The organism is Pseudoalteromonas sp. SR44-2 (assembly GCF_014163745.1).
Taxonomy (GTDB): domain Bacteria; phylum Pseudomonadota; class Gammaproteobacteria; order Enterobacterales; family Alteromonadaceae; genus Pseudoalteromonas; species Pseudoalteromonas distincta.
This window is the reverse complement of the sequence record NZ_JACJDW010000033.1, coordinates 15635-41967: the sequence shown is the minus strand read 5'-3', so window position 1 is coordinate 41967 and position 26333 is coordinate 15635. Positions and strand designations below refer to the sequence as shown.

General features: G+C 38.7%; 23 protein-coding genes and 1 tRNA gene. 8 read left to right on the top strand and 16 right to left on the bottom strand.

Annotation, left to right across the window (positions count from 1 at the left end):
• The 8 genes from tolA to H5115_RS16690 all read right to left on the bottom strand — a co-directional run.
• On the bottom strand, nt 1–406 hold a 406-nt coding region (gene tolA / locus H5115_RS16725; RefSeq protein ID WP_182682941.1), incomplete at its 3' end, for a cell envelope integrity protein TolA.
• A 4-nt stretch (nt 407–410) separates the two neighbouring features.
• Nucleotides 411–839: a protein TolR gene (gene tolR, locus H5115_RS16720; RefSeq protein ID WP_182756391.1), complete on the bottom strand. Its 429-nt coding sequence runs from the start codon at nt 837–839 to the stop codon at nt 411–413.
• Nucleotides 826–1530, bottom strand: a complete 705-nt coding sequence (tolQ, locus tag H5115_RS16715) for a protein TolQ (protein ID WP_002960643.1) — start codon at nt 1528–1530, stop codon at nt 826–828. Before tolQ ends, tolR begins: the two co-directional genes overlap by 14 nt.
• Nucleotides 1531–2494: 964 nt before the next feature.
• A complete protein-coding gene (gene ruvB, locus H5115_RS16710; protein WP_182756389.1) occupies nt 2495–3502 on the bottom strand; it encodes a Holliday junction branch migration DNA helicase RuvB in 1008 nt (335 codons plus the stop codon).
• A gap of 7 nt (nt 3503–3509) precedes the next feature.
• A complete protein-coding gene (gene ruvA, locus H5115_RS16705; RefSeq protein WP_002960647.1) occupies nt 3510–4127 on the bottom strand; it encodes a Holliday junction branch migration protein RuvA in 618 nt (205 codons plus the stop codon).
• 2 nt (nt 4128–4129) lie between these two features.
• Nucleotides 4130–4654, bottom strand: a complete 525-nt coding sequence (ruvC, locus tag H5115_RS16700; RefSeq protein ID WP_002960649.1) for a crossover junction endodeoxyribonuclease RuvC — start codon at nt 4652–4654, stop codon at nt 4130–4132.
• Between the two features lie 130 nt (nt 4655–4784).
• Nucleotides 4785–7286: an ABC transporter permease gene (locus tag H5115_RS16695; RefSeq protein ID WP_182756387.1), complete on the bottom strand. Its 2502-nt coding sequence runs from the start codon at nt 7284–7286 to the stop codon at nt 4785–4787.
• On the bottom strand, nt 7276–7989 hold the full coding sequence (locus H5115_RS16690) for an ABC transporter ATP-binding protein (protein ID WP_182756393.1): 714 nt from the start codon (nt 7987–7989) through the stop codon (nt 7276–7278). The genes H5115_RS16695 and H5115_RS16690 overlap by 11 nt, the downstream gene beginning before the upstream one ends.
• Here H5115_RS16690 and H5115_RS16685 point away from each other — a divergent pair, their 5' ends adjacent.
• The gene (locus H5115_RS16685; protein WP_039490141.1) at nt 7990–8613 is read left to right on the top strand and encodes an arylesterase; all 624 of its coding nucleotides are present in this window, start codon (nt 7990–7992) and stop codon (nt 8611–8613) included.
• A 111-nt stretch (nt 8614–8724) separates the two neighbouring features.
• Nucleotides 8725–8801 (top strand) — tRNA-Pro (locus H5115_RS16680).
• 438 nt (nt 8802–9239) lie between these two features.
• On the opposite strand, the gene H5115_RS16675 is transcribed toward H5115_RS16680, so the two are convergent.
• Both H5115_RS16675 and H5115_RS16670 read right to left on the bottom strand, forming a co-directional pair.
• Complete coding sequence (locus tag H5115_RS16675; RefSeq protein ID WP_024596835.1) at nt 9240–9488, bottom strand: hypothetical protein; 249 nt, start codon at nt 9486–9488, stop codon at nt 9240–9242.
• 92 nt (nt 9489–9580) lie between these two features.
• A complete protein-coding gene (locus H5115_RS16670; RefSeq protein ID WP_182756385.1) occupies nt 9581–11218 on the bottom strand; it encodes a cyanophycinase in 1638 nt (545 codons plus the stop codon).
• A gap of 262 nt (nt 11219–11480) precedes the next feature.
• Here H5115_RS16670 and H5115_RS16665 point away from each other — a divergent pair, with 262 nt between their 5' ends.
• From H5115_RS16665 to H5115_RS16655, 3 genes are all read left to right on the top strand, one after another.
• On the top strand, nt 11481–12068 hold the full coding sequence (locus H5115_RS16665; RefSeq protein ID WP_182756383.1) for a hypothetical protein: 588 nt from the start codon (nt 11481–11483) through the stop codon (nt 12066–12068).
• Between the two features lie 95 nt (nt 12069–12163).
• On the top strand, nt 12164–13078 hold the full coding sequence (locus H5115_RS16660; RefSeq protein ID WP_165724316.1) for a zinc dependent phospholipase C family protein: 915 nt from the start codon (nt 12164–12166) through the stop codon (nt 13076–13078).
• Between the two features lies 1 nt (nt 13079).
• Nucleotides 13080–13478 carry a hypothetical protein gene (locus tag H5115_RS16655; RefSeq protein ID WP_182721061.1) on the top strand — a complete coding sequence of 133 codons (399 nt, stop codon included), beginning with the start codon at nt 13080–13082 and terminating at the stop codon, nt 13476–13478.
• 23 nt (nt 13479–13501) lie between these two features.
• On the opposite strand, the gene H5115_RS16650 is transcribed toward H5115_RS16655, so the two are convergent.
• Both H5115_RS16650 and H5115_RS16645 read right to left on the bottom strand, forming a co-directional pair.
• Nucleotides 13502–15772, bottom strand: coding sequence for an EAL domain-containing protein (locus H5115_RS16650; protein ID WP_182756382.1), 2271 nt, complete (start codon nt 15770–15772; stop codon nt 13502–13504).
• 126 nt (nt 15773–15898) lie between these two features.
• A complete protein-coding gene (locus H5115_RS16645; protein ID WP_182756379.1) occupies nt 15899–18748 on the bottom strand; it encodes a UvrD-helicase domain-containing protein in 2850 nt (949 codons plus the stop codon).
• Nucleotides 18749–19019: 271 nt separating this feature from the next.
• Here H5115_RS16645 and H5115_RS16640 point away from each other — a divergent pair, with 271 nt between their 5' ends.
• The 3 genes from H5115_RS16640 to H5115_RS16630 all read left to right on the top strand — a co-directional run bounded on the left by H5115_RS16640 (nt 19020) and on the right by H5115_RS16630 (nt 21270).
• The gene (locus H5115_RS16640) at nt 19020–19757 is read left to right on the top strand and encodes a hypothetical protein (protein WP_182756378.1); all 738 of its coding nucleotides are present in this window, start codon (nt 19020–19022) and stop codon (nt 19755–19757) included.
• A 114-nt stretch (nt 19758–19871) separates the two neighbouring features.
• On the top strand, nt 19872–20786 hold the full coding sequence (locus tag H5115_RS16635) for a M14 family metallocarboxypeptidase (protein WP_182756376.1): 915 nt from the start codon (nt 19872–19874) through the stop codon (nt 20784–20786).
• Nucleotides 20787–20859: 73 nt separating this feature from the next.
• Nucleotides 20860–21270 (top strand): hypothetical protein, encoded by a 411-nt coding sequence (locus tag H5115_RS16630; RefSeq protein WP_182756374.1) that lies wholly within the window; start codon nt 20860–20862, stop codon nt 21268–21270.
• A 41-nt stretch (nt 21271–21311) separates the two neighbouring features.
• On the opposite strand, the gene ccoG is transcribed toward H5115_RS16630, so the two are convergent.
• The 4 genes from ccoG to H5115_RS16610 form a co-directional block, all read right to left on the bottom strand.
• A complete protein-coding gene (ccoG, locus tag H5115_RS16625; RefSeq protein ID WP_182671834.1) occupies nt 21312–22694 on the bottom strand; it encodes a cytochrome c oxidase accessory protein CcoG in 1383 nt (460 codons plus the stop codon).
• A gap of 144 nt (nt 22695–22838) precedes the next feature.
• Nucleotides 22839–24257: a sigma-54-dependent Fis family transcriptional regulator gene (locus H5115_RS16620; RefSeq protein ID WP_182756372.1), complete on the bottom strand. Its 1419-nt coding sequence runs from the start codon at nt 24255–24257 to the stop codon at nt 22839–22841.
• A gap of 93 nt (nt 24258–24350) precedes the next feature.
• On the bottom strand, nt 24351–25655 hold the full coding sequence (locus H5115_RS16615) for an AarF/ABC1/UbiB kinase family protein (RefSeq protein WP_182756370.1): 1305 nt from the start codon (nt 25653–25655) through the stop codon (nt 24351–24353).
• A 68-nt stretch (nt 25656–25723) separates the two neighbouring features.
• Nucleotides 25724–26278: a DUF1439 domain-containing protein gene (locus tag H5115_RS16610; RefSeq protein WP_002960677.1), complete on the bottom strand. Its 555-nt coding sequence runs from the start codon at nt 26276–26278 to the stop codon at nt 25724–25726.
• Nucleotides 26279–26333: the final 55 nt, after the last annotated feature.

Here is a 26333-nt window from a genome sequence, read left to right as displayed (position 1 = left end):
CTTTAGCACGCTCTTTTTGCTCAATGGCACGTGCTTTTTTAGCTTCTGCCTCGGCTTGCGCTTTTTCTTTCTCTTTAGCTTTACGCTCTTGCTCTAGCTTTTTAATATTACGTGCTTCTGATTCGCGTTGCTTGCGTGCATTGGCCGCTCTGCGTTCTAAATCACGGATACGTTTATCTTCAGCACTTTTTTTATCTTTTTCTTTCTTTTGAAGTTCAGCAATTTTTTGCTCAACTTGTTTTTGATCAACTGTAACGGCTGATACCGCTTTATCTGGCGTAGGTATAGCCGAATTAAGTGTTACTTCCATTACTTTAGGTGTTGGCGGATGAATATTTGCAGAAGCATACAAAAATCCACCAATCCCTAAATGAAGTACTATTGATTTTACTACTGAACTATTCATACAGCTACTTCCCCTCAAAGGATTCAGTCATTAATCCTACTGATGGTACGCCTGCATTTTTCAAAAAATCCATTAGTAATAATACTTCTTGATACGACACCTTACCCGAGCCTTTAATCATGACTGGCACGTCAGGGTTTTTCATTAGCTGTAATTTTATAACCGCAGCTACAGCAAGTGCTTCCATAGGCTCTTCAGGATCAGTACCTACACTCACGTAATATTTACCTTGTGCATCTATTGAGGCAATAATAGGCGGAGTATCTTTAGTATCAACTAAATCAGACTCTTCCATTTTGGGTAAATCAACTTTTACACCATGCGTAATAAGCGGTGCTGTAGCCATAAATATTATAAGTAGTACCAACATTACATCAATGTAAGGTACTACATTAATCTCTGCGACCGGACGGCGCTTTTTACGCTGATACATTCGCTTGTGCCTCTATTTGTGTAGCTGCTTGACGGTGTAAAATATTAGCAAACTCTTCCATAAAGTTAATATAGTGAGACTCAAGCTTTTCAACACTGTTTGAAAAACGGTTATAAGCAATAACAGCAGGTATCGCCGCAAATAAACCCATAGCAGTGGCAATAAGTGCCTCTGCAATACCTGGTGCTACCATTTGTAATGTAGCTTGCTTAACTTCACCTAGTGCAATAAAGGCATTCATTATGCCCCACACTGTACCAAACAAACCGATGTACGGACTAATAGAACCTACTGTTGCTAAAAACGATAGACTAGATTCCATTTTTTCAATTTCACGAGAAAGCGCAACACGCATAGAGCGGTGCGTTCCTTCCATAACAATACTCGCACTTTGAAATGTATTCTTTTTATGACGAGCAAACTCTTTAAAGCCCGAAGTAAACAAAGCTTCAATGCCTTGAGACTGACCGCTGCGTGACGATATCTCGTTATATAATTTGCTTAAATCAATACCCGACCAAAACTTTTGCTCAAATTTCTTAGCATTTATTAGCGCATCCGATATTGCTTTTTTACGTTGAAATATAATTGTCCACGACATTACAGACATGGCAACTAGCCCTAACATTACTAATTGAACAAGCAAACTTGCTTCTAAAATTAGATCTAAAAAATTAAGCCCTGATCCCACGTTAAACTCCTAAATAATTTCAAAATACGGCAAATTGGTTAATTTGTGTAAATATGACCGCTTACACGGCCAAAAGTTGCATCTAGTGTATCTAGTCCATTTCAAGCTGACAACGGTATTGCTATGAATAGGCAACAAAAAACGTTAAAAAAACAGCTTTAGCTGGCATTTCCCTTTGCCTCAGTATTTTATTTAAACTTTTAAACAAACTCGCTAACTATAAACATGCGTAAATATATACATGAAACGTCATAAAATGCGCCGTTTATTCAAAATAAGAGCATAAACACTCAAAACCTATAAGCCTCACCTGCACGTAATAGTAAAACTAATACCGAGCTATAACGAAATAAATTACTTAAGTTATAAATTTCATAAACTTATAAATTTAACGATTAATTAACGCACAAGATTCAAACAACAATAAAATTCACTAAATTAGTTTTTCTAATCTGAAAATACAAATTTTCTAGTTTGAACAAAAAAGTAAACTTACGTATTATTCTCCCATACCGAGCTAGCGCACTGAATGAGATAGTTTCATTAAGCCAAGTTCTTAGTAATAGGATATTTTATCGTATTACATTGTTTTACTCTTTCTGGATAAAACCAAATTTAGTAAAACGTAGTTCCCCTGGATTACTTCCTTCAACTTGTTGTTTGCCCGCATTTTTTGCGGGCTTTTTTTTGCCTGCAATTTAGTGCGCTACATATTTTATTTATAAACTAATAATTGCCCTACCTAATTTACAATAAGTAATTCGCTTACTAGTTTGAATGGTACGCAGAATAGCTTCGCGAGTCTTAACGCCCTGTGAATTAACAGTTAACTATAAAGCGTATTTGTATTTTGAAATAACATTTGCAACAGAGTGTTGAGGTTTTGAGTATAATAATTTGAAACAAAGGGATACTGAGACAATTACCTGCTGCGCAATAAACCACAGCAAGTAAAGTATATAGGCTAGTCTTTTTTAGGAAGTAAACCAAAGTGATGATATGCACTGTCAGACACTATGCGCCCACGTGGTGTACGCTGAATAAATCCTTGCTGGATTAAAAATGGCTCTATTACATCTTCTATTGTTTCGCGCTCTTCACCAATAGCAGCCGCTACATTGTCGAGCCCTACTGGGCCGCCCATAAATTTTTCGATTATGGCGAGTAAATATTTGCGGTCCATATAATCAAAACCACTTTTATCTACGTCAATCATATCAAGGGCTCGCTTAGCTACATCGGCATTTACTGTGCCGTCAGATTTTACTTGAGTGTAATCGCGTACACGGCGCAATAAGCGGTTTGCAATACGTGGTGTGCCGCGCGAGCGCTGGGCAATTTCGGTAGCGCCATCGTCACACATTTCTAAACCAAGATAATGTGCTGAACGCCCTACTATGTGCGATAAATCTTCTACAGAATAAAACTCTAATCGCTGCACAATTCCAAAACGGTCACGCAGTGGCGATGTAAGTGAGCCTGCTCGTGTGGTTGCACCAATAAGTGTAAATGCAGGTAAGTCTAATTTAATAGAACGCGCAGCTGGGCCTTCACCAATCATTATATCAAGCTGGTAGTCTTCCATTGCGGGATAGAGTATTTCTTCAACTTGCGGGCTTAGCCTGTGTATTTCATCAATAAACAGTACATCGCCTTCTTCTAAATTGGTAAGTAGTGCGGCTAAATCACCTGCTTTTTCAAGTACAGGGCCTGATGTTGTTTTAATACTTACGTGTAATTCATTGGCGACAATATTTGCAAGCGTGGTTTTACCAAGCCCAGGTGGGCCAAATATTAATAAATGATCGAGCGCTTCACCACGGGTTCGCGCAGCTTCAATAAAAATTTCCATTTGCTGCTTAACATGAGGCTGGCCTCTATAGTCGGCTAAAAGTTTTGGTCTTATTGCACGATCTATAGAATCTTCATTTGTTTTTTCAGTCGCATCAATTAAGCGATCCGCTTCAATCATGGGTTACTCACAACATAGATTTTAAAGATTCTCTAATAAGAACCTCAGTAGACATATCGGGTTTACTTATCGATTTTACTGCTTTTTGAGCTTGTGGCAATTTATAACCTAATGCAAGCAGTGCCGATACGGCATCATCCGCTGCATTATTAGCAATTGTCGCATCGCTCATTGGCTCTATTACTGCGCTGTCGCTAAATGGTGTAAATAAATCATTGCCCCAATCTTTTAGTCTGTCTTTCATTTCGAGTACTAAACGCTCGGCTGTTTTTTTACCTACACCGGGTAATTTAACAAGCGATGTTGAGTCTTCGTTATTTACACAACTTACAAATTGTTTTGCCGACATGCCCGATAAAATAGCTAAGCCAAGTTTTGGCCCTACGCCATTTGCTTTTAATAGCTCTCTAAACAAGGCACGTTCAACTTTATTATTAAAACCAAATAATAGCTGAGCATCTTCACGCACTACAAAGTGAGTGTAAACAATCGCATTTTCACCAATTTTTGGTAAATCGTAAAAACAGGTCATCGGCATTTGTACTTCGTAACCTACACCACTTACTTCGAGTAATATTTCTGGTGGCTGTTTTTCGACTAAAATACCATTTAAGCGGCCTATCATAATTATTTCCTTAAACGTCCTCTAACGGTTTTGCTTGCGCTGCCCGCTAGTTTAATTAAATTTTGTTCTGAGTGGGCGTGGCAAATCGCAATAGCGAGTGCATCAGCTGCATCGGCCTGTGGCGTACCGGGTAGTTTTAAAATATTTTTTACCATGTGTTGCACTTGTGTTTTATCTGCGCCACCGTTGCCTACTACTGCTTGCTTAATTTGCCTAGCTGAGTATTCAAATACGGGTAAGTCGGCCATTGCAGCGCCAACAATCGCAGCACCTCTAGCTTGGCCTAGTTTTAAAGCTGAATCGGGGTTGTGCGCCATAAATACTTTTTCAATGGCAAAGGTTTCTGGCGAAAACTGCTCAATAAGCTGTGTAATGCCTTGGTAGATCATTTTAAGCCTAACCGGAAAAGGATGATCGGCTAACTTAATACAGCCACTGCCTAAGTATGTAAATTTAGAACCTTGATGGGCAACAACACCATATCCGGTCAAACGTGAACCAGGATCGATCCCTAAAATGATGGCCAAACAGCGCTCCATTGTTATTATTTTTAAATTACGCTAATAATGCCAGAGCACTGTATAAATTACCAGTACAAAGAAAAACAAAAATGCCCACGTACTAGGTGGGCATTTACAGGAGCATGTTAGTTTAAGCTTACCCTAGGGCACGCACTAATCCTTGGGTATTTTGTTTAAGTGTTCGGGAAATCATTAAATAGCCTAAACCAGCCACAAATACGCCGCCAGCTACCGGGCCTATAATCCATATATGTGGATGTAACTTACCTGCTAAATCAAACATTTGTTGCTGCACAATTAAAAGCGCTATATCACTAAAAAATGCGGCAACTAAACCGGCTAAACCACCGAGTAATAAAAACTCATACAGGGTCGCGTTTTTAATTAATCGGCTTTTAGCGCCAAGCGTTCTAAGTATTACAATTTCTTGCATACGCTCACCTAAACTAGCTTGCACTTGCGATATAAGTACAAGCGCGCCACACAGCACAACAATTGCAAGTACAAAGCCAATGGCGAGCGATACTTGCGAAATAGTAGTTTGTATTTGCTTAACAAAGTTATCAATATCAATGGCTGTAATAGTAGGGTAAGTACGTAATAACTGGCTAAAGTCACGTTTTTGATCTGGATTTATACGTACCGACGAAATATACGTCGCCGGAAAATCTGCAAGTACATCAGGGCTTAAAATAATAAAAAAGTTAGGTTTAAGCGTGGCCCAATTTACTTTGCGCACACTGGTGATTTTAGCGTCGAACGACTGCGAACCAATTAAAAATGTAAGCGTATCGCCTATCTCAACATCTAAACGCTCAAGCATCGACTCCTCTACTGAAGCCTCAGCCATCGCATTTTCACCAAACCACGTGCCTTGTGTTACTTCATTTTGATCAGGAACATCTTTAAGCCATGTAAGATTTAGCTCACGACCAATACCTGCACGTGCTTCTTCGTCTTTTTTCTCGTTGTCTTGCAGCGATACAGAACGTGCTACCAACTCGCCGTTCACCGCATTTACGCGCCCACGAATAGTTGGATAAAACTCTGATACCTGAATATCTTTTTGAGCTAAATATTCATTAATTGGCTCAAACTCATTTTGCGTAATATTAACTAAAAACGCATTAGGCGCGTCGCTTGGAAGTTGCGACTGCCAATCAGATATCATGTCGTTTTTAAGTACCACTAAAAACAGCAGTAATTTAATCGCTAACGAGAAACTAATTAACTGTACCGCGTTCACATTTGCACGCTTTTGAATAGACGCAATTGCAAGCGACCAACTATTACCTGGCTTTAATCCTAGTTTTCGACCACCACCAAATATTAATTTAGATACTAAAAACAGCACACCAATTAGCGCAAGTGTTGATATAAACAAAATAAGCGTTATTTTTATGTTGTTACTAAATAACCACATTAATAAAAACACAGTTAGCGCACTCATACCTAAATGCACACGACTTACCGCCAACTTGTCGCCTAAGTTACGGCGCAGTACTCTAAGCGGTGGAATATCAAATAAATCAAACAATGGTTTAATAGAAAACATAACAGCACAAATTACGCCAGTGCTTATAGCCACCAGCCAAGGTTTAAAGCCACCTAAAGGCAGCTCTGTGCCCATACTTTTTGATAAGTAACTTGTTGCTATTTCTTGCAAACCATAACCAATTAACAGCCCTATACTTACCGCCATTGCACATACAAGCAATAAATGAAGCATGTATATTTTGCGGATCATTGAGCGGCTACCGCCGAGCGTTTTCATCATCGCTACTGGGTCGTATTGGCGTTCACAATAACGTTTTGCTGAAACAGCTATAGCCACTGCGGCTAAAATAATACCTAATAAGCCGGCTAGTAATAAAAAGCTCTCAGCGCGGTTTAAGCTGTTTGAAATGGGTGATTGGCGGTCTTTAACGCCATACCATTGTTGGTTTTCTTTCATTTGTGGTTTAAGCCACTCGTAAAAGCTATTTATATCGGCCTCACTACCTGCATAAAGTTGGCGATAATAAACACGACTACCCGGCTGCACAACTTCGGTTTTTGCCACATCGTCAATATTAATAAGCACACGACGGCTACTTGAAAATACATTAAATGGCGCGTCTGGCTCTTCTACAATAACTTTTGAAACATTAAATAATGCCGCGCCAAGCTCTACTTGCGCGCCTATATCAATATTTAAACTGTAAAATACCGACTCACTTAGCCACACATTACCCGGCGTTGGCCCGCTATTAGCAACTTTAGTTTCACCGGTTAGGGTATCTTTAACTTTTAACTGCCCTTTTAGCGGGTACGCATTAGATGCCGCTTTTACTGAGCTAAACTGCATTTCATCATCGGCAAACAACATAGTGTCGAAATACACCATTTGCGCCGTTTTTAAATTTTGGCTCTGTGCTTGAGTAATAAAAGCGGTGTCTAGAACATGGTCGCTTGCAAGTACACGGTCTGCTGCAATAAAAGCACTGCTTTTTTGCGCAATACTTTGCCCTATTCGCTCAGTAACCATCGACAGTGTAAGCACGGTTAACACAGCAAGAGCGATAGCTGCGCTTATAACCGTGAGCTCACCACGGCGAAATTCTCGCGAAAATAATTTAAGCGCTAACTTAACCCACATTAGCAACGTCCTCTACTTGGCTTTTTACCAGTAAACCCGCCTCTATTTGAATAATGTGCTCACATTTTTGTGCAAGCCCTTCATCGTGAGTCACTAAAATAAGCGTGGTGCCGTGTTGCGTGTTTAAATCAAATAATAAGGATTCAATCATTTTACCGTTTTTGCTGTCTAAATTAGCCGAAGGCTCATCAGCAAACAGCATTTTAGGTGTACCAATAAATGCTCGCGCAATAGCAACACGCTGTTGCTCACCGCCAGAGAGTTGCGACGGGTAATGATCAATTCGATGGCTCAAGCCTACTTTTTCAAGCAAAGCAATTGCTTGCTCTTTCGCATCACTTTCACCAGCAAGCTCTGCTGGTAGCATAACGTTTTCAAGTGCTGTTAAGCTTTGTACTAACATAAACGATTGAAACACAAATCCAATTTTAGCCGCGCGCAGTGCAGCACGCTCTTCTTCATCTAAATTGTGTAATGGCTCCCCATCTAAAAAAATTTCACCGCTGCTGGCGGTATCCAGCCCTGCTAACAAACTGAGTAACGTAGATTTACCTGAGCCCGACGTGCCAACTATAGCAACAGACTCACCATGCTTGACATTAAAGCTGATGTCGCTGAGGATGGGCAGCTCACCTTCAAAGGTAGAAACTATTTTAGACAAACCATTAACCTGAATTATATTTAATTGAGAAAGCGCTGACATATGACTCATTCAATCCTTCGTTTAGTATTCATTTTATTTTTAGTTATCAAACCGCTGAGCGCAGCAGCCGACAACACGATTTTAATACTCGGTGACAGTTTAAGCGCAGCCTACGGACTTCAACAAGAAGAAGGCTGGGTAAAATTGTTACAAGATAAATACGATGACGAACAAGCCGACATTGAACTTATCAACGCCAGTATTAGTGGCGAAACATCTGGTGGAGCCCTACGCCGTTTAGATGCATTGCTTGAGCAATACGAACCCACTCATGTACTTATTGAGCTAGGTGCTAATGACGGTTTGCGTGGTTTTCCAGTCAAAAAAATGCAAACTAACTTAACGTCTCTTATTCAAAAAAGCCAAGCAGCTAATGCGATGACCGCCTTAATGGAGATTTACATTCCCCCTAATTACGGCCCGCGTTACAGTAAAATGTTTACTGACACTTTTTCGCGCGTTAGCGAAGAAACAAATGCGCATTTAATGAACTTTTTTATGCTCGATATTGCCAGCCAACCTGAGCTAATGCAAAACGATAGTTTACACCCTAACAAAAAAGCTCAGCCATTAATACGAGATGAGATGTATGACTCGATCAAAAAGTGGTTAAATAAAGACTAGCTAATTAATACACCGCAAGGGCGCCTTTTTAGGCCTCTTGCGTAATAAATACCCAAACAAACAATCGCTTATTGATTTTTAAAAAAATACACGTACTATTGCAAACAACGTCGGTATGTAGCGCAGCTTGGTAGCGCACTGTCATGGGGTGGCAGGGGTCGAGAGTTCGAATCTCTCCATACCGACCATTAATACCAATCCGCAATAATACTTAATCATTTTGCGGGGCTAAACGTGTCGCTACCTGTGTTAAAAAACTCTCATTTAGAACAACTAAATAGCGAATTTTTTGCCTAGCTGTCAACACGTTTTTCCATCCTAAAAATAGATCACTTAATTAAGCGAATTGGTATAAACTCCCTCTATATCAATAAGTTAAACTTCTCTTCAAAATATAGCCAAAATTCATCTGTTTTGATTCTACAATTTATCCGTAGCACTACCTTATTTATCTAAGCGCACTTAATAAAACTGAGTTTAGCTGGCTAGTTTTGTGGTTTTTGAGGGGGTTGTATTTAATTGTTATTAACTTGAAGTGGCCTTTGTGGAATCTATATAAAGCCATTTAATTTCAATTTATTGAAATTAAAATAAAAAAGCGCTCTAAGCGCTTTTTTATTAAAGTACTAGTGCTTGCGCCCTACACCATTACGTACCATGTCTTGCCCTGTTTGGAATACGTCTTCTGTAATACCGCGCGCTAAAAGTAATTTTTGATTATCGTCAAACACGGCTACAAAACGACTACCATCACTATTGTTTGTTGCCATACCAACGCCCGAAACACCCTTAAGGCCAAGACCGCCGTTTTCTACATTTAATAAAAAGCTTTCTAATTCGGCTAGACTAGAAATTACATCATTTTCTTTATTCATTTTAACACTCTTTTAGTAAGGCTTTTAAATCATTATGGTGGCTATTTTATATAGAAGAGCCAAAAACTTAAACCCTTGGCTCAGGTTAGTCACTAAATCGACTTTATAGCTAACTTTAAATTGCTTAGCGCACAACCAAACTCTTTTGCATTGATGCGATGATACTGCGTGTCACTCGTTGCTGTAAGGCTAATTATAAACTCGTCTTGTTGGGCTACCGCACTTTGCTCTTGGCTTAAACACATAGCTTGAGTAAGTGAACGCAGTTTTGAATTTGTTAAAATTGAGCCAAAACGCTGCACTGGCAGTGGAGGTATTTTTATAGCGGGTAACGCTTCATCTATTGTGTGTGCGCTTAAGGTAAACGTGTTATTGGTAATTTCAATTACACTGCTTGTAGGCCAGTACGAATAGCTATAGCTCTTACTCTCAGGTTGGGCTTTACCTTGGTTAGCCAAATGCACTACACCACTTTTGCCTATTACGGTTATTAAACTACCTTCTGGCGATTTAATAACAACTAAGGCTGTATTTTCATCAATACCAAATCCATGTTGAATCTCTGTTTTAGTATTTTTCACTTCGTTATTATTTAGCGCTGCTGCAAGCCTAAATGTACGGTTTTGTTCGCTAAATTGAGTATCTAGTACACCAAAGTTAAAACTGCCCAGCCCACCAGCATTAGTGTTATTTTCACTTTTACGAAGTGCCTCAAGGCTTGTCGTATTTGTAAGCATGCCCGTCACTTTACTTTGGATTGCAGCACCGGCTCCTTCACCTACAATTACTGGGCGAGTTTGCAATGCTTGCGTCCACGGGTATGGGTTATTGTTTTGATCAAATAATACCTTATGAGTTAATGCTGCATTACCGCTATTAAACATCACACCGGTACTATTTTTAATAAGTGATACAAGTGCATTAGTGCCATTTTTACATAAAGCGTATTCGGCCTTTGTGCGATTGGGATAAATCACTTCACGGTTATACACATTCATTAATGTATTTCTAAGCGCTGGTAATTCATCGCACGAGTTACTCGTAATCGCTTTAGCAAGCGCTGGCGTTAGTGCTAACCATTGAGTGTTTATATTTGATTGTGCCAAAAGACTTTGCGCTACATCTGCCGACTCATAAGGGTCGCGGCTCGAAGCCGTAATAGCAAGCATGGTGGGTTTTGCGTTATTAACTTTTAAACTGCCCGACACAAATTGTAAAATATTATTAGTCGCAACCTCATTATTAAAATCGGTATTTACTTGCTCTTTTAAACGCTCACCGTTTTTATTAAGTAGCGGTACTTCTAGCATATCAAATACAAAGTTGTACTCTTGCTGAGTTAGACTTTCTAATTGCTGATTATTTATATCGCGCCACTGCCAGAGTAAATCTGTTTTTGATACGCTATTTGACGATTTACTTTGTATGGTTTTAAGTGTTTTTAATACAGCCGTTTTTGCCTCAACATTATTATTAGGCCAATGCTGCGCGATGTTTTTTATTTGAGAGCTGCTAAGTGTATATAAATTATGTGACTTACCATCAATAACAGCCTCTTTTTGGCAATTATTAAGCTTGGCGCTAGTACAGGTAGTAAGCTCTGACCCCACTAAAATTAAAGTTTGGCTTTGCTCTTGAGCCACTGCATTTATTGAAAATCCTGCACCGAACAATACCACTACCATACCCAGTAACTTCGGCTGTTGATCACGTAAAAATTCACATATCATAATGTAAACTCTAATATAAATAATAAAACTAATGTGCTGTAGTTTAACAGCTAGCCACTTGCGCCTAAATATATTTTTATAAATGTTAAATAATTCAAGCCCCTGAAAAGCGATAGCGTTAAGTACTTCATTTAAATAGATTGTTTAGTTAACATACTTACCCTTATAAATATTGACTAAACAAATTTAAACAGCGCATTTATTGATCAAACCCATTGTTTAAATTACCGTGGTGAATTATTTTATGTAACTGGGGTGAAATATGGACTTTTCTAATGAAGAGATAAATTTTTTTGCTGAGTTATTTAAGCCAAATACAAAGCAACGTTCCCCTCGTGACCATATGCTTACAATGAAAAGCTCTATACCTGCGAATATTGCTCACCTTTTTACCCACGCTAATCTAACTTTGCTTGCTGAAGTTGCTAATTACCAACTTTGGTTTCCCCTGCAATTAAAAATTGATGAGTTAGGTGTAATTAACCCCACCTTGAGCGCACCAGAAGTAATTGATACAAAGGGCACTCAACGTAGTTGGCGCTGGAGTGAGCTAAATATTAAAAGCCAAGGTTTTAATATTGAATCGATTTCCAGTACAGGTATATTTTTAAAACCATTAAAAAGTGGAAAGAGCGTAAAAAAATTACAGCACATGAGCTTTACCTTACCCAACCAAGAAAGCATATCTATAGATGTAGAACCCGTTAGGCAAAGTAGCCTAGGGATCGCAGCAAAAATAACTCAGATTCATAGCGGACAAGAGCAATTACGCGCCTATCTGTTTGAAGAACATAAACGCCAATATGCTAAGCTGTACGAAGATGGACAATTAATTGAACAGTTAATTTAGTCTCTTTTAAACACTCACAAGCACTTCGCTTGGCTTTATTTAACCCCCTCTCAATGTTAATCTGTCCACTATTAATAAATCATAAGGATATGACAATGCCAGGTGCTTTTGCGCACATCACTGCTGTTAATATTGCAACGCAAACCAAGTCACTCGCTAAAATGGATATGCCTAAAAAAGCAAAGCTTATTTTAAGCCAACGCCAAGCATACCTTGAACTAGGCTGTGTAGCCCCCGATTATCCTTACTTAGCTGTAGCGCAGCCTAGCCAAAATGCGTGGGCCGACCTAATGCACTATGAGCACACAGGCGATTTACTTAAAGCAATGATTGAATACTGTAAAACACTTGAAGGTGAAGCATTTGAAAAGTGTTTTGCCTGGTTATGCGGTTATATGGCCCATGTTGCTGCAGATATAACAGTGCATCCGGTTGTTGAATTAAAAGTTGGCCCTTACGCGCAAAACCAAACGGCGCACCGTACCTGCGAAATGAATCAAGACGCGTTTATTTGGCAACGTTTAAATTTAGGTGAGTTAGGTTATGCTGACCGCGTGCAACAAAATATTGGATCTTGTACTAACAAAGACGATAATTTTGATACCGATATTGCAAAAATTTGGCGACATGCTTTATTAACGGTTCACCCAAGCTACGCAGCACAACACGCTCCTAACTTTAATTCATGGCATAACGGTTTTCAGCTTGTAGTAAATAATGTTGAAGAAAGCTATCGATTATTTGCCTGTGCACGCCATGTTGCTGCTGATTTAGGCTTGTTTTATCCTCGCCCAAACGAAGTAGACCCCACTTTTATTGAACATCTAAAAACGCCGCACGAGCCTATGCATTACAACGATATTTTTGACTTTGCCGTTAGTAACATTCAGCACTACATAACCATTATTGCCAATGCCGTATTTTTAGATACTGATTACAGTGCAATTAAAAATTGGAACCTAGATACAGGCTACGATGAACACAACACGATGACGGTATGGAGCAAATAAAATGAAACACTTACTTTATATAAGCCTCATAGTATTACTTAGCGGTTGCTACACTCCTAAAAAAAACAATCCAGAAGTGATGGCCGACTTAGCCTCACAATTAAAAGATATTGCTACAGCCGTTGATGGCACACTAAAATTTAGTGAAACATCCTATTCAACAACTGATGAGTTATTAAAAGCCGCTGTTAATAACGATTTAAGCAAACTTGCACCTTTTGGGGAATACACGCTTATTGTAAACGTACAAGATGATAGCGCAGTGCTACTTTTATGTGATGCCAATACGGCTTTAATTGAAGATGCAGGCTGTACTGCTCAATCAGATATACAGCATTGGGGAGCAGGAGTTATTCATCAGTGCGAAATAACTATAAACGCCCAACAGCTCTGTAACTAGGTAATAAAATACCTGCTATACATTTAAAGTTGAGCCGTCATCTCTTTGGGGTTAAACACTAAGCCATGGCGGCTAACATGCTCTGCAAAATTTTCGGCTGACATTGGTTTCGCAAAGTAAAAGCCCTGAAATTCTTTACACCCCATTTGCGCCATTATTGCTACTTGCTCTTGGGTTTCTACTCCTTCGGCTACACACTTAATATCAAGCTCTTCACACATAACGTGCACCGCTTTAACTAAACTTTTTTGACGCGTAGAGCTTGTTACTTGGCTTATTAATGAGCGATCTAACTTGAGCTTGTTAATAGGGTAATCGGCAAGGCGTGCAATATTAGAATACCCCACTCCAAAATCATCAACCGAAATAGTAAAACCCCACGATTGCAGTGTTTGCATAAGCTTTAGCGAATGCGCTTGGTTTGCCTCAAGAGAGGTTTCAGTCAGTTCTAACTCTATTTGAGGTGGCTTTACGTTGAAGTCGGCAAGGTATTTAACCAGTTTTGACATGAAATCGGTTTGGCTAAAATCAATTAGAGATATATTTATTGCCACCGGCACACTCGGTAAACCCGCCTTAGTCCAATTGGCAATTTGAGCGCAGACTTTTTGAATAATCAAATCGGTTAATCTACTGACCATTCTGTATTCTTCGGCAATAGGAATAAATACCACTGGCGACACATTACCTAGTATGGGACTGTTCCAACGCGCTAAAGCTTCAAGCCCTATACATTGACCCTTTGCATCTACTTTAGGTTGATAATGCACCGACAAATCGCCCTGCTGAAGCGCTTCATCTAATAACATCGAAATTTCGTATTTTTCGATAAAAGCTTGTGATTGTTTTTCGTTATAACCACTTAGAGGCATATTACAGTTTGCAACTTTAAGTGCTTCGCACGCATTGCTAAGTACTGTTGTGCTGTTTTTTCCGTGATCAGGATACTTTGCAAAACCAAATAAAAATGATTGCTGACACTTAGTGCCAAACACATTATAAGTTTTATCTAATGTATTTTTTATTTGCATTAATAGCTTATCTTCAAGCTCGTTTTGCGAGTTTGCGCCAATTATAAAAGCAAGCTTTCCTACTCCTATATGAGCACACAACAACGGCCCATCTGGCATCGCTTTTAAACGCTTGTACGCGTTAATAAGTAATGCTTGAGAGTCGGCTTTAGTGAGCTTCAAATTTAAGTATTCACTATTTGCACTTTGGGTAACAACGATAAAAAAACCTTTTTGGTATTTGCTTGTTAATCTGTCGCATTGCAGCTCAAACCATTCTCTATTAGGTAGTTTTGTTTGCGAGTCTCTAAAGCGTAAACGTTTATTTTCTTGTTCCATCATCGATAAATTTTGTTTAATGAGCTGCTCTTGCGTGCAATCGTAAAAGTCGTATACACGGTAGTTAGTACTCATTGTTATTTGCTGGTAGCAGGCTTTAAAATAGCTTTTTTTGTACTTCACAATTTTATTTTGAGCATTAGGGGCGTCAAAAACTAAAGTAGGAAATAAATGAGAAAGGTTAACGCATTCTTCTTTTAATTCTTTTTTTATACCAAACATATCAATAGCGTGTTGATTAAAATCAGTAATGACAAGGTTTTCATCAACAATAATTTTGGCTTTATTTGATTCGGTGAACAGGCTTCGATAAAGCTCATTTTTATCTTTAAGGTGTGTATTAGCGCTTATCATTGTTTTGTTTAAACGCTTAGCAGCCACAATTGTGCGTGCCACAGCAAGGGGAATACAAATGTTAAAAAATAAGAATATTAGCCCTGTAATGTATAAGCTGGCATCGGGAAGTTGTTGAGCAATGCCAGTTAAGCCCGATACATCAACGTTATTGATGATCATGTAAAACGGTACAATATTTAATACGCCATAAGCAAGGGCTGTTCTATAACCAAGTAGCATAAGTGCGATTATTGGGCAGGAATACATATACATAGAGCCCACTTTAGCAAGCTCTAGGTCTGTTAAAAATAAGTTCATTGACACGCTAGCAGCTACAATGGCTATTAAAAGTACATGAGCGCTGAAGTGATAAAAACGCTTACTTGCTATAAGCAAACCGCATACAGTCGCAAAAAAACTGCTTGTTAATACAACAATATAAATTAAGTTAAACTCAATAGCGCTTGCGTACGTGTGGCACACCACAGCAAAACATAACACCATTACTAATGATAGAATAATGCGCAGTGCACTTACTCGCCAATTAGCAACCTGATCAGGGGCTGAATAGTGATCGTTTAATAAAAAGAACCTATTGAAGAAATGCATAATAAACAACAGTTAAAGCTCATTCTTCTATTAGACATTGATAACTTGTTAAAATCAATCAAATGAATATAATTTCTATTTACATTGCTCTATAAAATAGACAGGTGTAAACCTGCTCGTTAGCCGTTAAACATTCATTTTTCGAGTGTTTTTACAGTTATCTTCTTTAAGCGCGAAACCACTGCATCCTAAAAATTCACCGTGCTTAGATTTACGTTTACGCATTTCGCGACCACACTTTTCACAAATTGGATGCTGCGTTTTACACTCTGTATTCACACATTGTGAATACGTGCTTTTATCAACCGATGGGCTACTACAGCTTTTACACACTCGTAGTTTAGTTTCGCAAATCTGCGTATTAGTACAGCTATAATAATCACCATACTGACCCGTTTTTGGCACAATTAATCCGTCGCTGCACGTATTACACTCTCTTTGCTTTAGTTGCGACTTGTTAAACAACGTGGAGCCGATTTGAATAGGATAATCGTCATTTACTAGTTCTTTTACAAACGCTGAGCATGCATAAGGGTCTGCAATTAAATACGCTTTATGTTTTGCGCGCGTAATACCTACATAAAGCAAACGCCTTTCTTCTGAGTGAGTGAATTCATCTTGCTCTGGTAATAACGACTCCACCAGCACGTTATTTTGATTATCGCTAGGAAACCCTAATTTACCTTGTTCAAAACCAATAATAATACAGTAATCGGCTTCAAGCCCTTTAGCGCTATGCAATGTCCAAAAATAAAGAGGGTTTGTATGCTTTTTATCTTTTAAATGCTGCTGCACGCTATTTAACATGTATCGGTATCGACTAAGTATGGCAATGCTCCCTGATGCATCGTTTTTTTGAATAGTGCTTATGCTCTGCTGTACTTTTATTTCTATCGATTTAGTGCCTTGGTATAAATCGTCTAACAAAATAACTTGTGGTGTAGTTACTTGTGTATGTGTGCTGATCAGCTTTTTATATTGCTCAGGGTTTTGCATTACAAAGCGCCCCGCTACATCACTAATACTATTGTTATATCTAAATGTTTTTTGCAACATAGTAAGTGAGTGGCTGCCCACTAATTCATTAAAGCGTGTAGTAAGCGCTAAATTACCACCCGAGAACCGATAAATTGCTTGCCAGTCATCACCTACCGCAGTAAAGCGTATTCCGTTACCATATTTTAATATCGCATTTAAAAAGCCCATACGCGCACTTGATATATCTTGAAACTCATCAACTAAAATGTGGCTCCATGGAATATTAAAATCTCCGCTTACTATCGCCTTTGTTGCTTGAATAATCATGTCGTCAAAATCAATGGCATTTTGCGTGCTTAGTTCATTTATATAAGCGTCATGAATTTGCACTAACAAGTTTGCATATTGTTGATAGTTTTTAATACCACTTTGCTTGATGCGCTGCGCTATTTGCTTATTACTTAGTTGCTCCACTCGAATAGCTTGTAAGCATTTTATGTACTTACCAATGCCTTGCTGCAACTGTCCTGAGTTATTTAAAGTATGAAATATTTCGTCGCTACTTAAAGGTGTTAATTCAACATTATGCTGCTTTAATTGCTTTGCGAGAGTTTGCTCAAGCTTTCCTTCTACCCAGTTGTAATGAAAGGTCTCGAGTAAAGTGGTGCTATTTTTTTTATGTAACTTACGCTTAAATGCAATTTGCTCGTTATAGTGTTTTTTATCTATATCGGCACGAGTATTCCCTTGCTTATCAATGCCAAAGTGCTCTAAGTAAATATCGTATTGGGGTATATAAAAGTCTGGTTGGTATTGCCCACTTAGCTCTGTGCCTTGATGAAAGTGATAATTCACCTCATAACTGTGCGCCACGCAATTCAAATGTAGCCAGTTTGAAATAAGCACTTCCTGATAACTTTTTACTTTATGACCCGCAAGGCTACGGTATTCGTTATCGCGTACGTACCGCTCGTACTGTGCATTATCTTTAAAGCTAAATATATCAATCGGCTCATGGAGTAAATCTACAAATGCTTTTAAAAACTGTGGCTCGGTTTGTATTTTTTTACTTACCCACCCAGTTAACCAACTATTTAATTGAACTGGGTCGGTTGCAAATTTTGACAACTCGATTGGCTTTTTAGCACTTTGTAATAATTTAAGCCCAAGCGCATGAAACGTTAAAATAGTGGGTACTTTGGTATGCAAGTTTGCATGCGTGGCGCGTTTAATAAAGCGCTCTTTAAGCTCATTTGCTGCTGTTTTATTATAGGCCAGCACCAAAATTTGCTCAGGCTTGGCAATATCATACGCTATTAAATCTAACGATTTTGCGACCATCACAGATGTTTTACCTGTGCCTGCTGCCGCTAATACTAGGTTTTTATCGTTATCGCGTATAACCGCTAAGCGCTGCTCTGTTGTTAATGGATTTGACTCTACTTGATTAAAAAAGTCATTTTTAAGAGTTAGTTGTTTTTTTTCATATTTATGGCGCAGCTGTGCGATTGCATCGTGAGTATTGGGTGTGGAGCTCAGTATATTTAAAAATTTAATACTGCTTGGCGATAAGTGTTGTTGCCATGTATTTGTACTTTGAGCGTATTGTTTAGCAAGTAAAAATACTTCGTTATTAAGTATTTTCATGGAACTATCACGTAAAAACTCATCTAAAGCATAACGCTTTAGCAAAGCCTTGGCGTTATTTACTTTTTGCTCAAGCATGGCTGAAAATTGCGTATTAAGGGCGGTATTTAAAGACTTAGCTTGTGCTTTGTTTAAAAAGCTAATTGATGTATTGCTACTATCGCACAAATTAATTTTGGCGCTAAATAAACGATTTTTAAGTATTGAGTAATTATCAAAGTCTTTAATTAAAAATGTCCGTGCGGGAGCACTTCTAAAATGCACAACAAGGCGCTCTTGTTCAATAGTTACGTGTTTAATACGGGTAAAAAAACGGCCTAGCCAACTTGGAGTAGCAATATACAGCGCCATAATACTCAATATGAAGATATGCTTTGACTTGATTGTAACATACTCTTTTATATTACATTTAACGCTAAATAGTAGTCATTTATCGAGCAACCTCTTAGCAGGCTGACTTTTAAAACTTAATATTATCATTTTACTCACAACCATTAACAATTTTAAACATTTACAGATAGCGTGTTGTGTAACAATGCACAAATACACTTAATATATTTACCAGGTATATCCGCAATTAAACAATTATTTATAGCTAATTCAGTGGTTAAAAGGAGCTAACATGCTTAAAAAGTGCATTACCACAAGTGCTTTAATTTTATCATTATGCGCCTGTACATCAGAAACAGAGTCTAATTTAGTAAAAACAAAAGGAATTTGGGCAGGCTTTGAGCTGGTTTCTGACGGTAACCGCACGCGTGTTAACGCAGAACTAAATGCGGGAGATGCTAATGGCTCAAACATTGTTTTAAGCGATAGCGACTCATTACAAGCTGTTGTTAATAACACTGCTATTGAACTTACAAAAGATACCGACTTTTTAGACGTTGATTACCAAGCGTATATAAATGCTACTGATGATAACCAACAGTTTGATATAAAATTTAAACGAGACGATGGCATAAATGCGAATTCAGGTGTGGAACTACCTTTAAATTTTATTATTTTAACCCCGAGTAACAACCAAACTTTTAGTATTAATAGTCCCCTTACAGTTCAGTTAGATGGCACTGACCCCAATAGTACTAGTCAAGTAGAACTTAGCAGTAGCTGCACTAGCAATAATAATGAAACACTTTTACAATCAATGCTTTTTGCGCTTAGTACTTCGCGCCTTGAAATAGATTTGCAAAGCTTAGATATGTTTAGCAGCTCGCAAGTAGATCAAAGTAAAACGTGTAGTTTAACAGTTAGTGTAAAGCGTGAACGACTAGGTAGTATTTCGGGTGAGTTCGCAAACCAAAGTTATATTAAAGCCCAGCAATCACGCGCTATTAAAAATATGACTTTAACGTTTTAATTTGCACGCTAATTTACTCAGCGTTAAGCTACGCCTTTATTAAGTAATTTTACCAATTGTAATTGCCCTCCTTATTTATAGGAGAACAAATAACAGTTGATATAAAGGTTTATTATGACTAACAGCACATACCCTATTGGCACACCAGGCAAAAAATGGAATAACAATGATAAAGCTCAGTGGTTAGCACGCCAAAACATTAAACGCAGTTACCAAAACGAAGTCGTAACGCTAATTAATGACCTTAAAAGCACCTTAGATATAGAGCAATACGGCGAGCTTAATTACGCCGCTGGTACTTACCCATTATATATATTAAAAACGCCTAACTTTAATGCCAATAAACCAACTGTTTTAATCACAGGTGGTGTGCATGGCTACGAAACTAGTGGCGTACATGGCGCGCTTAGGTTTGCTAAAACATCGGCTATGCAACACTCAGAGCAGTTTAATATTATAATTGCACCCTGCATTAGCCCTTGGGGATATGAAACTATAAACCGCTGGAACCCAGACGCCATTGATCCTAACCGCTCATTTTACGAGGGCAGCCCAGCTCAAGAATCAGCAGCTATTATGGCGTTTGTAAAATCATTAGGTACTGACTTAGTCGCTCATATTGATTTACACGAAACAACCGACAGCGATAACAGTGAATTTAGACCCGCACTCGCTGCGCGTGAAGGCACCACTAATACTAACTGGAACATACCTGATGGGTTTTATTTAGTTGCAGATAGCAAAAAGCCTGAGCCGGAGTTTCAAAAAGTAATTATCGAAGATGTAGCAAAGGTCACGCACATTGCACCGAGTGATAAAAATAACCAGTTAATAGGCGTCCCTCAAGAGCAATTTGGCGTTATTAATTACGCAGCACGCGATTTAGGTTTGTGTATGGGCTTTACAGATGCACCCTATGTAACCACAACAGAGGTATACCCTGATAGTCCAACAGCCACAGATGAAGAATGTATTTTGGCGCAAGTAGCGGTTATTAAAAGCGCCCTTAACTATATTAAAGCACTTTAATAAGTTTGCAGCCACTTGTACCCTCTTGGCTGCTAAACGAAATTTAGATAAAAAGCTAATTTAGGAGGTATTAATGGAATACAAAAATAAAAACGGACTCGTTAATTTATCGCTTGAAAATAATATAGTTATTGCACAATTTAGCGGAAACCTAGAACTTGAGCTTTTAAGTAATTTTAAAACAGCGCTTTTTGAAACCATTCAATCATTTAAAGGCAAGAAATGGGGTTATATAAGTGACTCATCAAACGTTGTAGCTGCAACCCCACAAGCCGAGCAAGAAATGGTAGCCATAAGCCACAGCATGCAGCAGAATAACTGTTTAATTAGCGCGTTTGTGCTTACATCACCTATTGCTATAAGCCAAATGCAACGAATAATGCAAAACGCCAAAAGAGACGTTTCTTTCAAAGATTGTCTTTTTGATAATCTAGAATCGGCAAAGCATTTTATTTTAAATGAATTAAACAATGACTTGAGCTAGGTAAAGCTCAAGTCGTTGTTTATATAGAGCTTATTACTGGACTAATTTTTATAAAATTGGCTGTCTTTGGTTATAGTAATGCTTGCATCTTCTTGCGCTGTTACTACAAATTGTAACTTACTCACTTTGTGCGCAATATTGTAACCATCGGCTGTTACAGTAACGGGGACTCTTTTCATTGCACCTGGCTGTATAAGTGTAGAACTTGGACTTGAGAGTGTTGCTTCTGGCAAGCCCTCTATGGCAACACTGTAATGCAGTGCTTGCTGCGTTTTATTAATAATAGTAAGTGTATAAGGGTTTTCTACCAGGCCCTCGTAGTTCACTCTATAAAGCGCGTTCCTATCGCGTAGTACTGAGGCTTCTATTGGTGTGCGTTGCAGCATCCATGCAAACATAGAAATTATTAACAAAGCCGTTAATGCGCCGTAACCTATTAGTTTTAATCTAAATGGATTGGTTTTTTTGCCTTCCATTTGTTTTTCACTGGCGTATTTAATTAAGCCTTTTTGATAACCAAATTTCTCCATGGTATCGTCGCAAGCATCAATACATAAGCCACAGTTTATACATTCATATTGTAAGCCATTTCGAATATCTATTCCTGCAGGGCATACCTCTACACACAAGTTACAGTCTACACAGTCACCTAAGTTAAGCTCTTTTGGATCAGCTTTGCGTTTACGTGGCCCTCGGCTTTCACCGCGCGTGCTATCATAGGTTACAAGCAACGTATCTTTATCAAACATAACAGCCTGAAAACGAGAATACGGGCAAGCAATCGTGCACATTTTTTCGCGCAAAAACCCTGCATTACCGTAAGTGCAAAAAGCGAATAAAAACACCCAAAAGCTCGTAATACCTGACCATTCAAATGTAAGCATTTCCATATACAAACTTTTTGCTGGAATAAAATACGCCATAAACGAGGTGGCGGTTAAAACTGAAATAATAATCCACGCACTGTGCTTAGTTATTTTTTTGCGCCAAGTACTTAGCGTCCACTGAGATTTATCTAATTTAATTCGCTGATTTCGCGTGCCTTCTATGCGCTGCTCTACCCACGAAAACATGAGCATCCATATTGTTTGCGGGCACGTGTATCCACACCAAACCCGACCAAGCCAGTTGGTTACAAAAAATAACGCAAAAGCCCCCACCATGAATAGCAGGGCTAAAATCATAAAATCTTGAGGAAGGAGTGTTAAACCAAAAATAGTAAAGGTTTGGGTTGCCACATCAAGCAGCACAGCTTGTTGACCGTTATATTGGATCCACGGTATTGCAATAAAAGTTAGCATTAGCAGCCAACCTAAATTACGGCGTATGCGCTGAAAAAATCCTTTTTGCTCGCGGATATAAATTGGCCCTTCGGTGTTATAGGGCTTAATGATCATGTCTTCTTCTTTAATATCAAACTTCATAGTACTTGCTTCATAATGACGGGTATTACGCAAGCATTTGCAACTTTCAGACCAAGCTGAAACTTTAATTACTTCATTGATATTAAAGAAATTATTTCAAAAATAAAAAGCAACCTCGCGATATAAAGCGTACTTCGCGATATATCACGAATTTTTAGCGATCCCTAACTTTCGCATTTTTGAGCGTAGTGTACTCTCAGGTAAGCCCAATTTAACTGCCGCTCCTTTATCACCTGATATTTGCCAGTGCGATAACACAAGAACAGAGGTTATATGCTGCTTTTGCGCTTCATCGAGCGTAAGTGAAGGATTAATAACAACTTCACCACCCGCTTGCAAAGGCTGACTTAGCTGAAGTACCGCTTGATTAGATAAAATAGCTTCGCGTTCAAGTACATTTTGCAGCTCTCTAATATTGCCTGGCCAATCGTAAGCCTGCAGCTGCGTAATTGCTTTTTTACTTAGCCCTTTTAAGTTTTTCCCGAGCCGTTTATTTAGCTGCGCAATCAAATTAGCGCATAAATAAGGAATATCTTCTTTTCGATCTTTAAGGGCGGGTACTTTTATAGGAAATACATTGAGCCGATAATACAAATCAATTCTAAACGTGCCTTTTTGTACCATTTCCCACAAGTCGCGATTAGTCGCTGCAATTACTCTAATGTTTACTTTTAGCGTGTTGCTGCCACCCACGCGTTCAAACTCTTGTTCTTGCAGGACTCTCAGTAATTTACTTTGCGCCTCAAGTGGAAGCTCTGCTATCTCATCTAAAAACAAGGTGCCTTTATCAGCAAGTTCAAAGCGCCCTTTACGGCGGTCATTGGCACCTGTAAACGCGCCCTTTTCATGACCAAACAATTCCGATTCTAGCAAGCTTGGGGTAAATGCGGCGCAATTTACTTTTATAAAAGCTTGTTCGCTACGCTTGCTTAGTCGATACAAATTACGGGCTACTAATTCTTTACCCGTGCCATTTTCGCCAAGTATAAGCACTGTGCTGTCGGTTTCACTTACCAGTTTTATTTGATCTAACATGGTTTGAAATATATGGCTTTGTCCAACTAGCCCTGAGTCTTGCCAGTCTTCGTTGAGCTCTGCAATTAAGTAGTTGTTTTCATCTTTTAGCTGCTCACTTAAGTGCTTTACTTGAGTAAGTGCCTCTTGCAGTGCATTTTGTGTTTGCTGTTGCAGTGATATATCGCGAAATACCGCTACAGCACCAATTAACTTATCATTTTGATAAACCGGTGTTGAAGTGTATTGAACTGCAAATGAGCTACCGTCTTTACGCCAAAAAACTTCATTTTTAACTTCACGACGCTTTCCGTCAAACATGGTGCAGTAAATTTGGCATTCATCTGCGGGATAAGGTGTGCCATCAGCATGAGTATGGTGATGATATTGGTGTATTTTTTTACCTAATAGTTCCTCAGCGCACCAACCTGTCATGCGCTCAGCGGCAGGATTAACAAACACCGCATTACCCGATAGGTCAAAACCGTATATGCCCTCACCTACTGCGTTTAGCAATAATTTAGGATCGTTTAAAAATTGTTTTATCATAAATACACCTCGCGAAATATCGCGAGCATTATGGCAATTTTATACACTAAGTGCACTCATTACTTAAAGTGCACTTACGCGTAAGTTAAAAAGCTATAAATAGTGCTTAAATAACGTTTTTACATCTATTTTTGCACCTAGCCTTGCGGCTATTAAATAAAGTCCTGCAAGTTTTCGGTGAATAAATAACGCATCAACGGGCGGTGTATGCCATTGCTGAGATTGCGCACTAAGGGCAAGCCCTGCATTTTTAATTTTGAGCGCGAGTTCACTATTTTTAAAATCAAATTCCCCTTCTGCTCTCAGTGGCTCGCACGCCATTAAGAATAAATCAATGACGTTGTTTTTATACTCATCAACTAAGTCATTTTTAAAATAACCAATGTGTGAAGCCGCTTTAAGTACACCTTCTCGGTTGTTTTCACTACCCGCTTCAAATAAGGCTAAGTACGCTAAGCTAAGCTCGGTTGATATTTCTCGCGTTGCACCAAAATCAAATAAAACAATTTTTTGTGTATCAAGTTGATAATGAAAGTTGGCAAAGTTAGGGTCGGTTTGAATCAATTTAAATTCAAACATTTCTTTAAAAAACAAATCAATCAGTTGCTCTGCAACAAAGCTTTTTTGACTATCAGGTAGCTTTGTAATGCTCTCAATGGGCTCTGCTTTTATATATTCCATAGTAAGTACTTGTTGTGTGCTGTGCTCTGGATATACGTTTGGTACTTTAAAGTGGGGATTACTTGCTAGTTCATGTTTATAACGTATTAAATAATCAGCCTCACGTTTATAATCAGCCTCGGCTAATAGCTGCGCTTTAGCCTCACCAATAAGTGGTTTAATATTAAGATCTTTTGGCAATAATCGAGAAATCGTTAATAACGAAATAACGTTATCGACATCACTTACTACACTTTTTGCAATACCAGGATATTGAATTTTAACAGCAAGCTGATCGCCATTTTCTTTATAAGCCAAATGAACTTGTCCTATAGAAGCCGCTGCAAAAGGCCTTAGCTCAATGTGAGAAAAACGCGCTAGCCACTCATCCCCCCATTGCTCTTTTAACACTTCAACAAGCTGCTTATGAGGCATTGGGTTCGCGTCTGAGCGAAGTAAAGCAAGTAACTGAGCTAATTCAGGACTAAGTAGATCACCGGCATCCATTGAGAGCAATTGCCCGAGTTTCATTGCTGCACCACGTAAATGTGATAGCTGTGTGGCTAGTTTTTCAATGTTTTTAGGTTGTAGTAGTAAGCTTTTATTATCCCAACCTTTACCTGTTAGCGCGCTCTTAGCACCATCAACTAACATGTTGGTAGCAACACCTGTGGCAAGTGAGCCTAATTTTGCAAATCGAGAAAGCCGAGAAGTGGGGACAGTACGAGGAGCCGCCATAATATTAAAACCTAATTAGCCTGAAAGTCAGGCTAATCAATACGTATATTGTAAGTAGGTCGATCTACTTATAGACGAGGTACTAGCTTAATTGCACCTTCAACCACCTTCATATCAAGTGGAAGTTTACTAAGTAGCATCATTTTAGGGTCATCCATGTTTAATGTATAAACTGGGTTAACCGCTAAAAAAGCATTAATAACATCCATTGCTTGGCTATCAAGCGCACCTAAATTACCTTTAAAACCACCGGCATCTACACTCGAATCAAGTAATTTAATATTACGTAAGAACACTGCTTTTTTCTCACTGTCGTAAAATGGGCTACCTTCAATTTGCAGCTTTAAACGCACTGGATATTTAAGTGCGAATGCATTAATTTCAGCGCTCGAATCGGCACCAAGCACAACAACATCGCGGTTATCAGGTCCAATGTTGACACTTAAGTCGTTTACATCAAACTGGACGGGTAAACCCATTAAGCTTACTTTTTCACTTAACTTTGGTAGTTGCTTACCCAGTACAGATTCAACCTCAGAGTTAGTAAATGAATATACTGATATGCCTTGAGTGGTATTACAGGCTGTTAAAAATAGCGCTGCAATAATAACTAAAATTCTCATGAGAACCCTTTTTTTTATAAATTAGTGGTACATAAAAAAGCCGCTATTAAAGCGG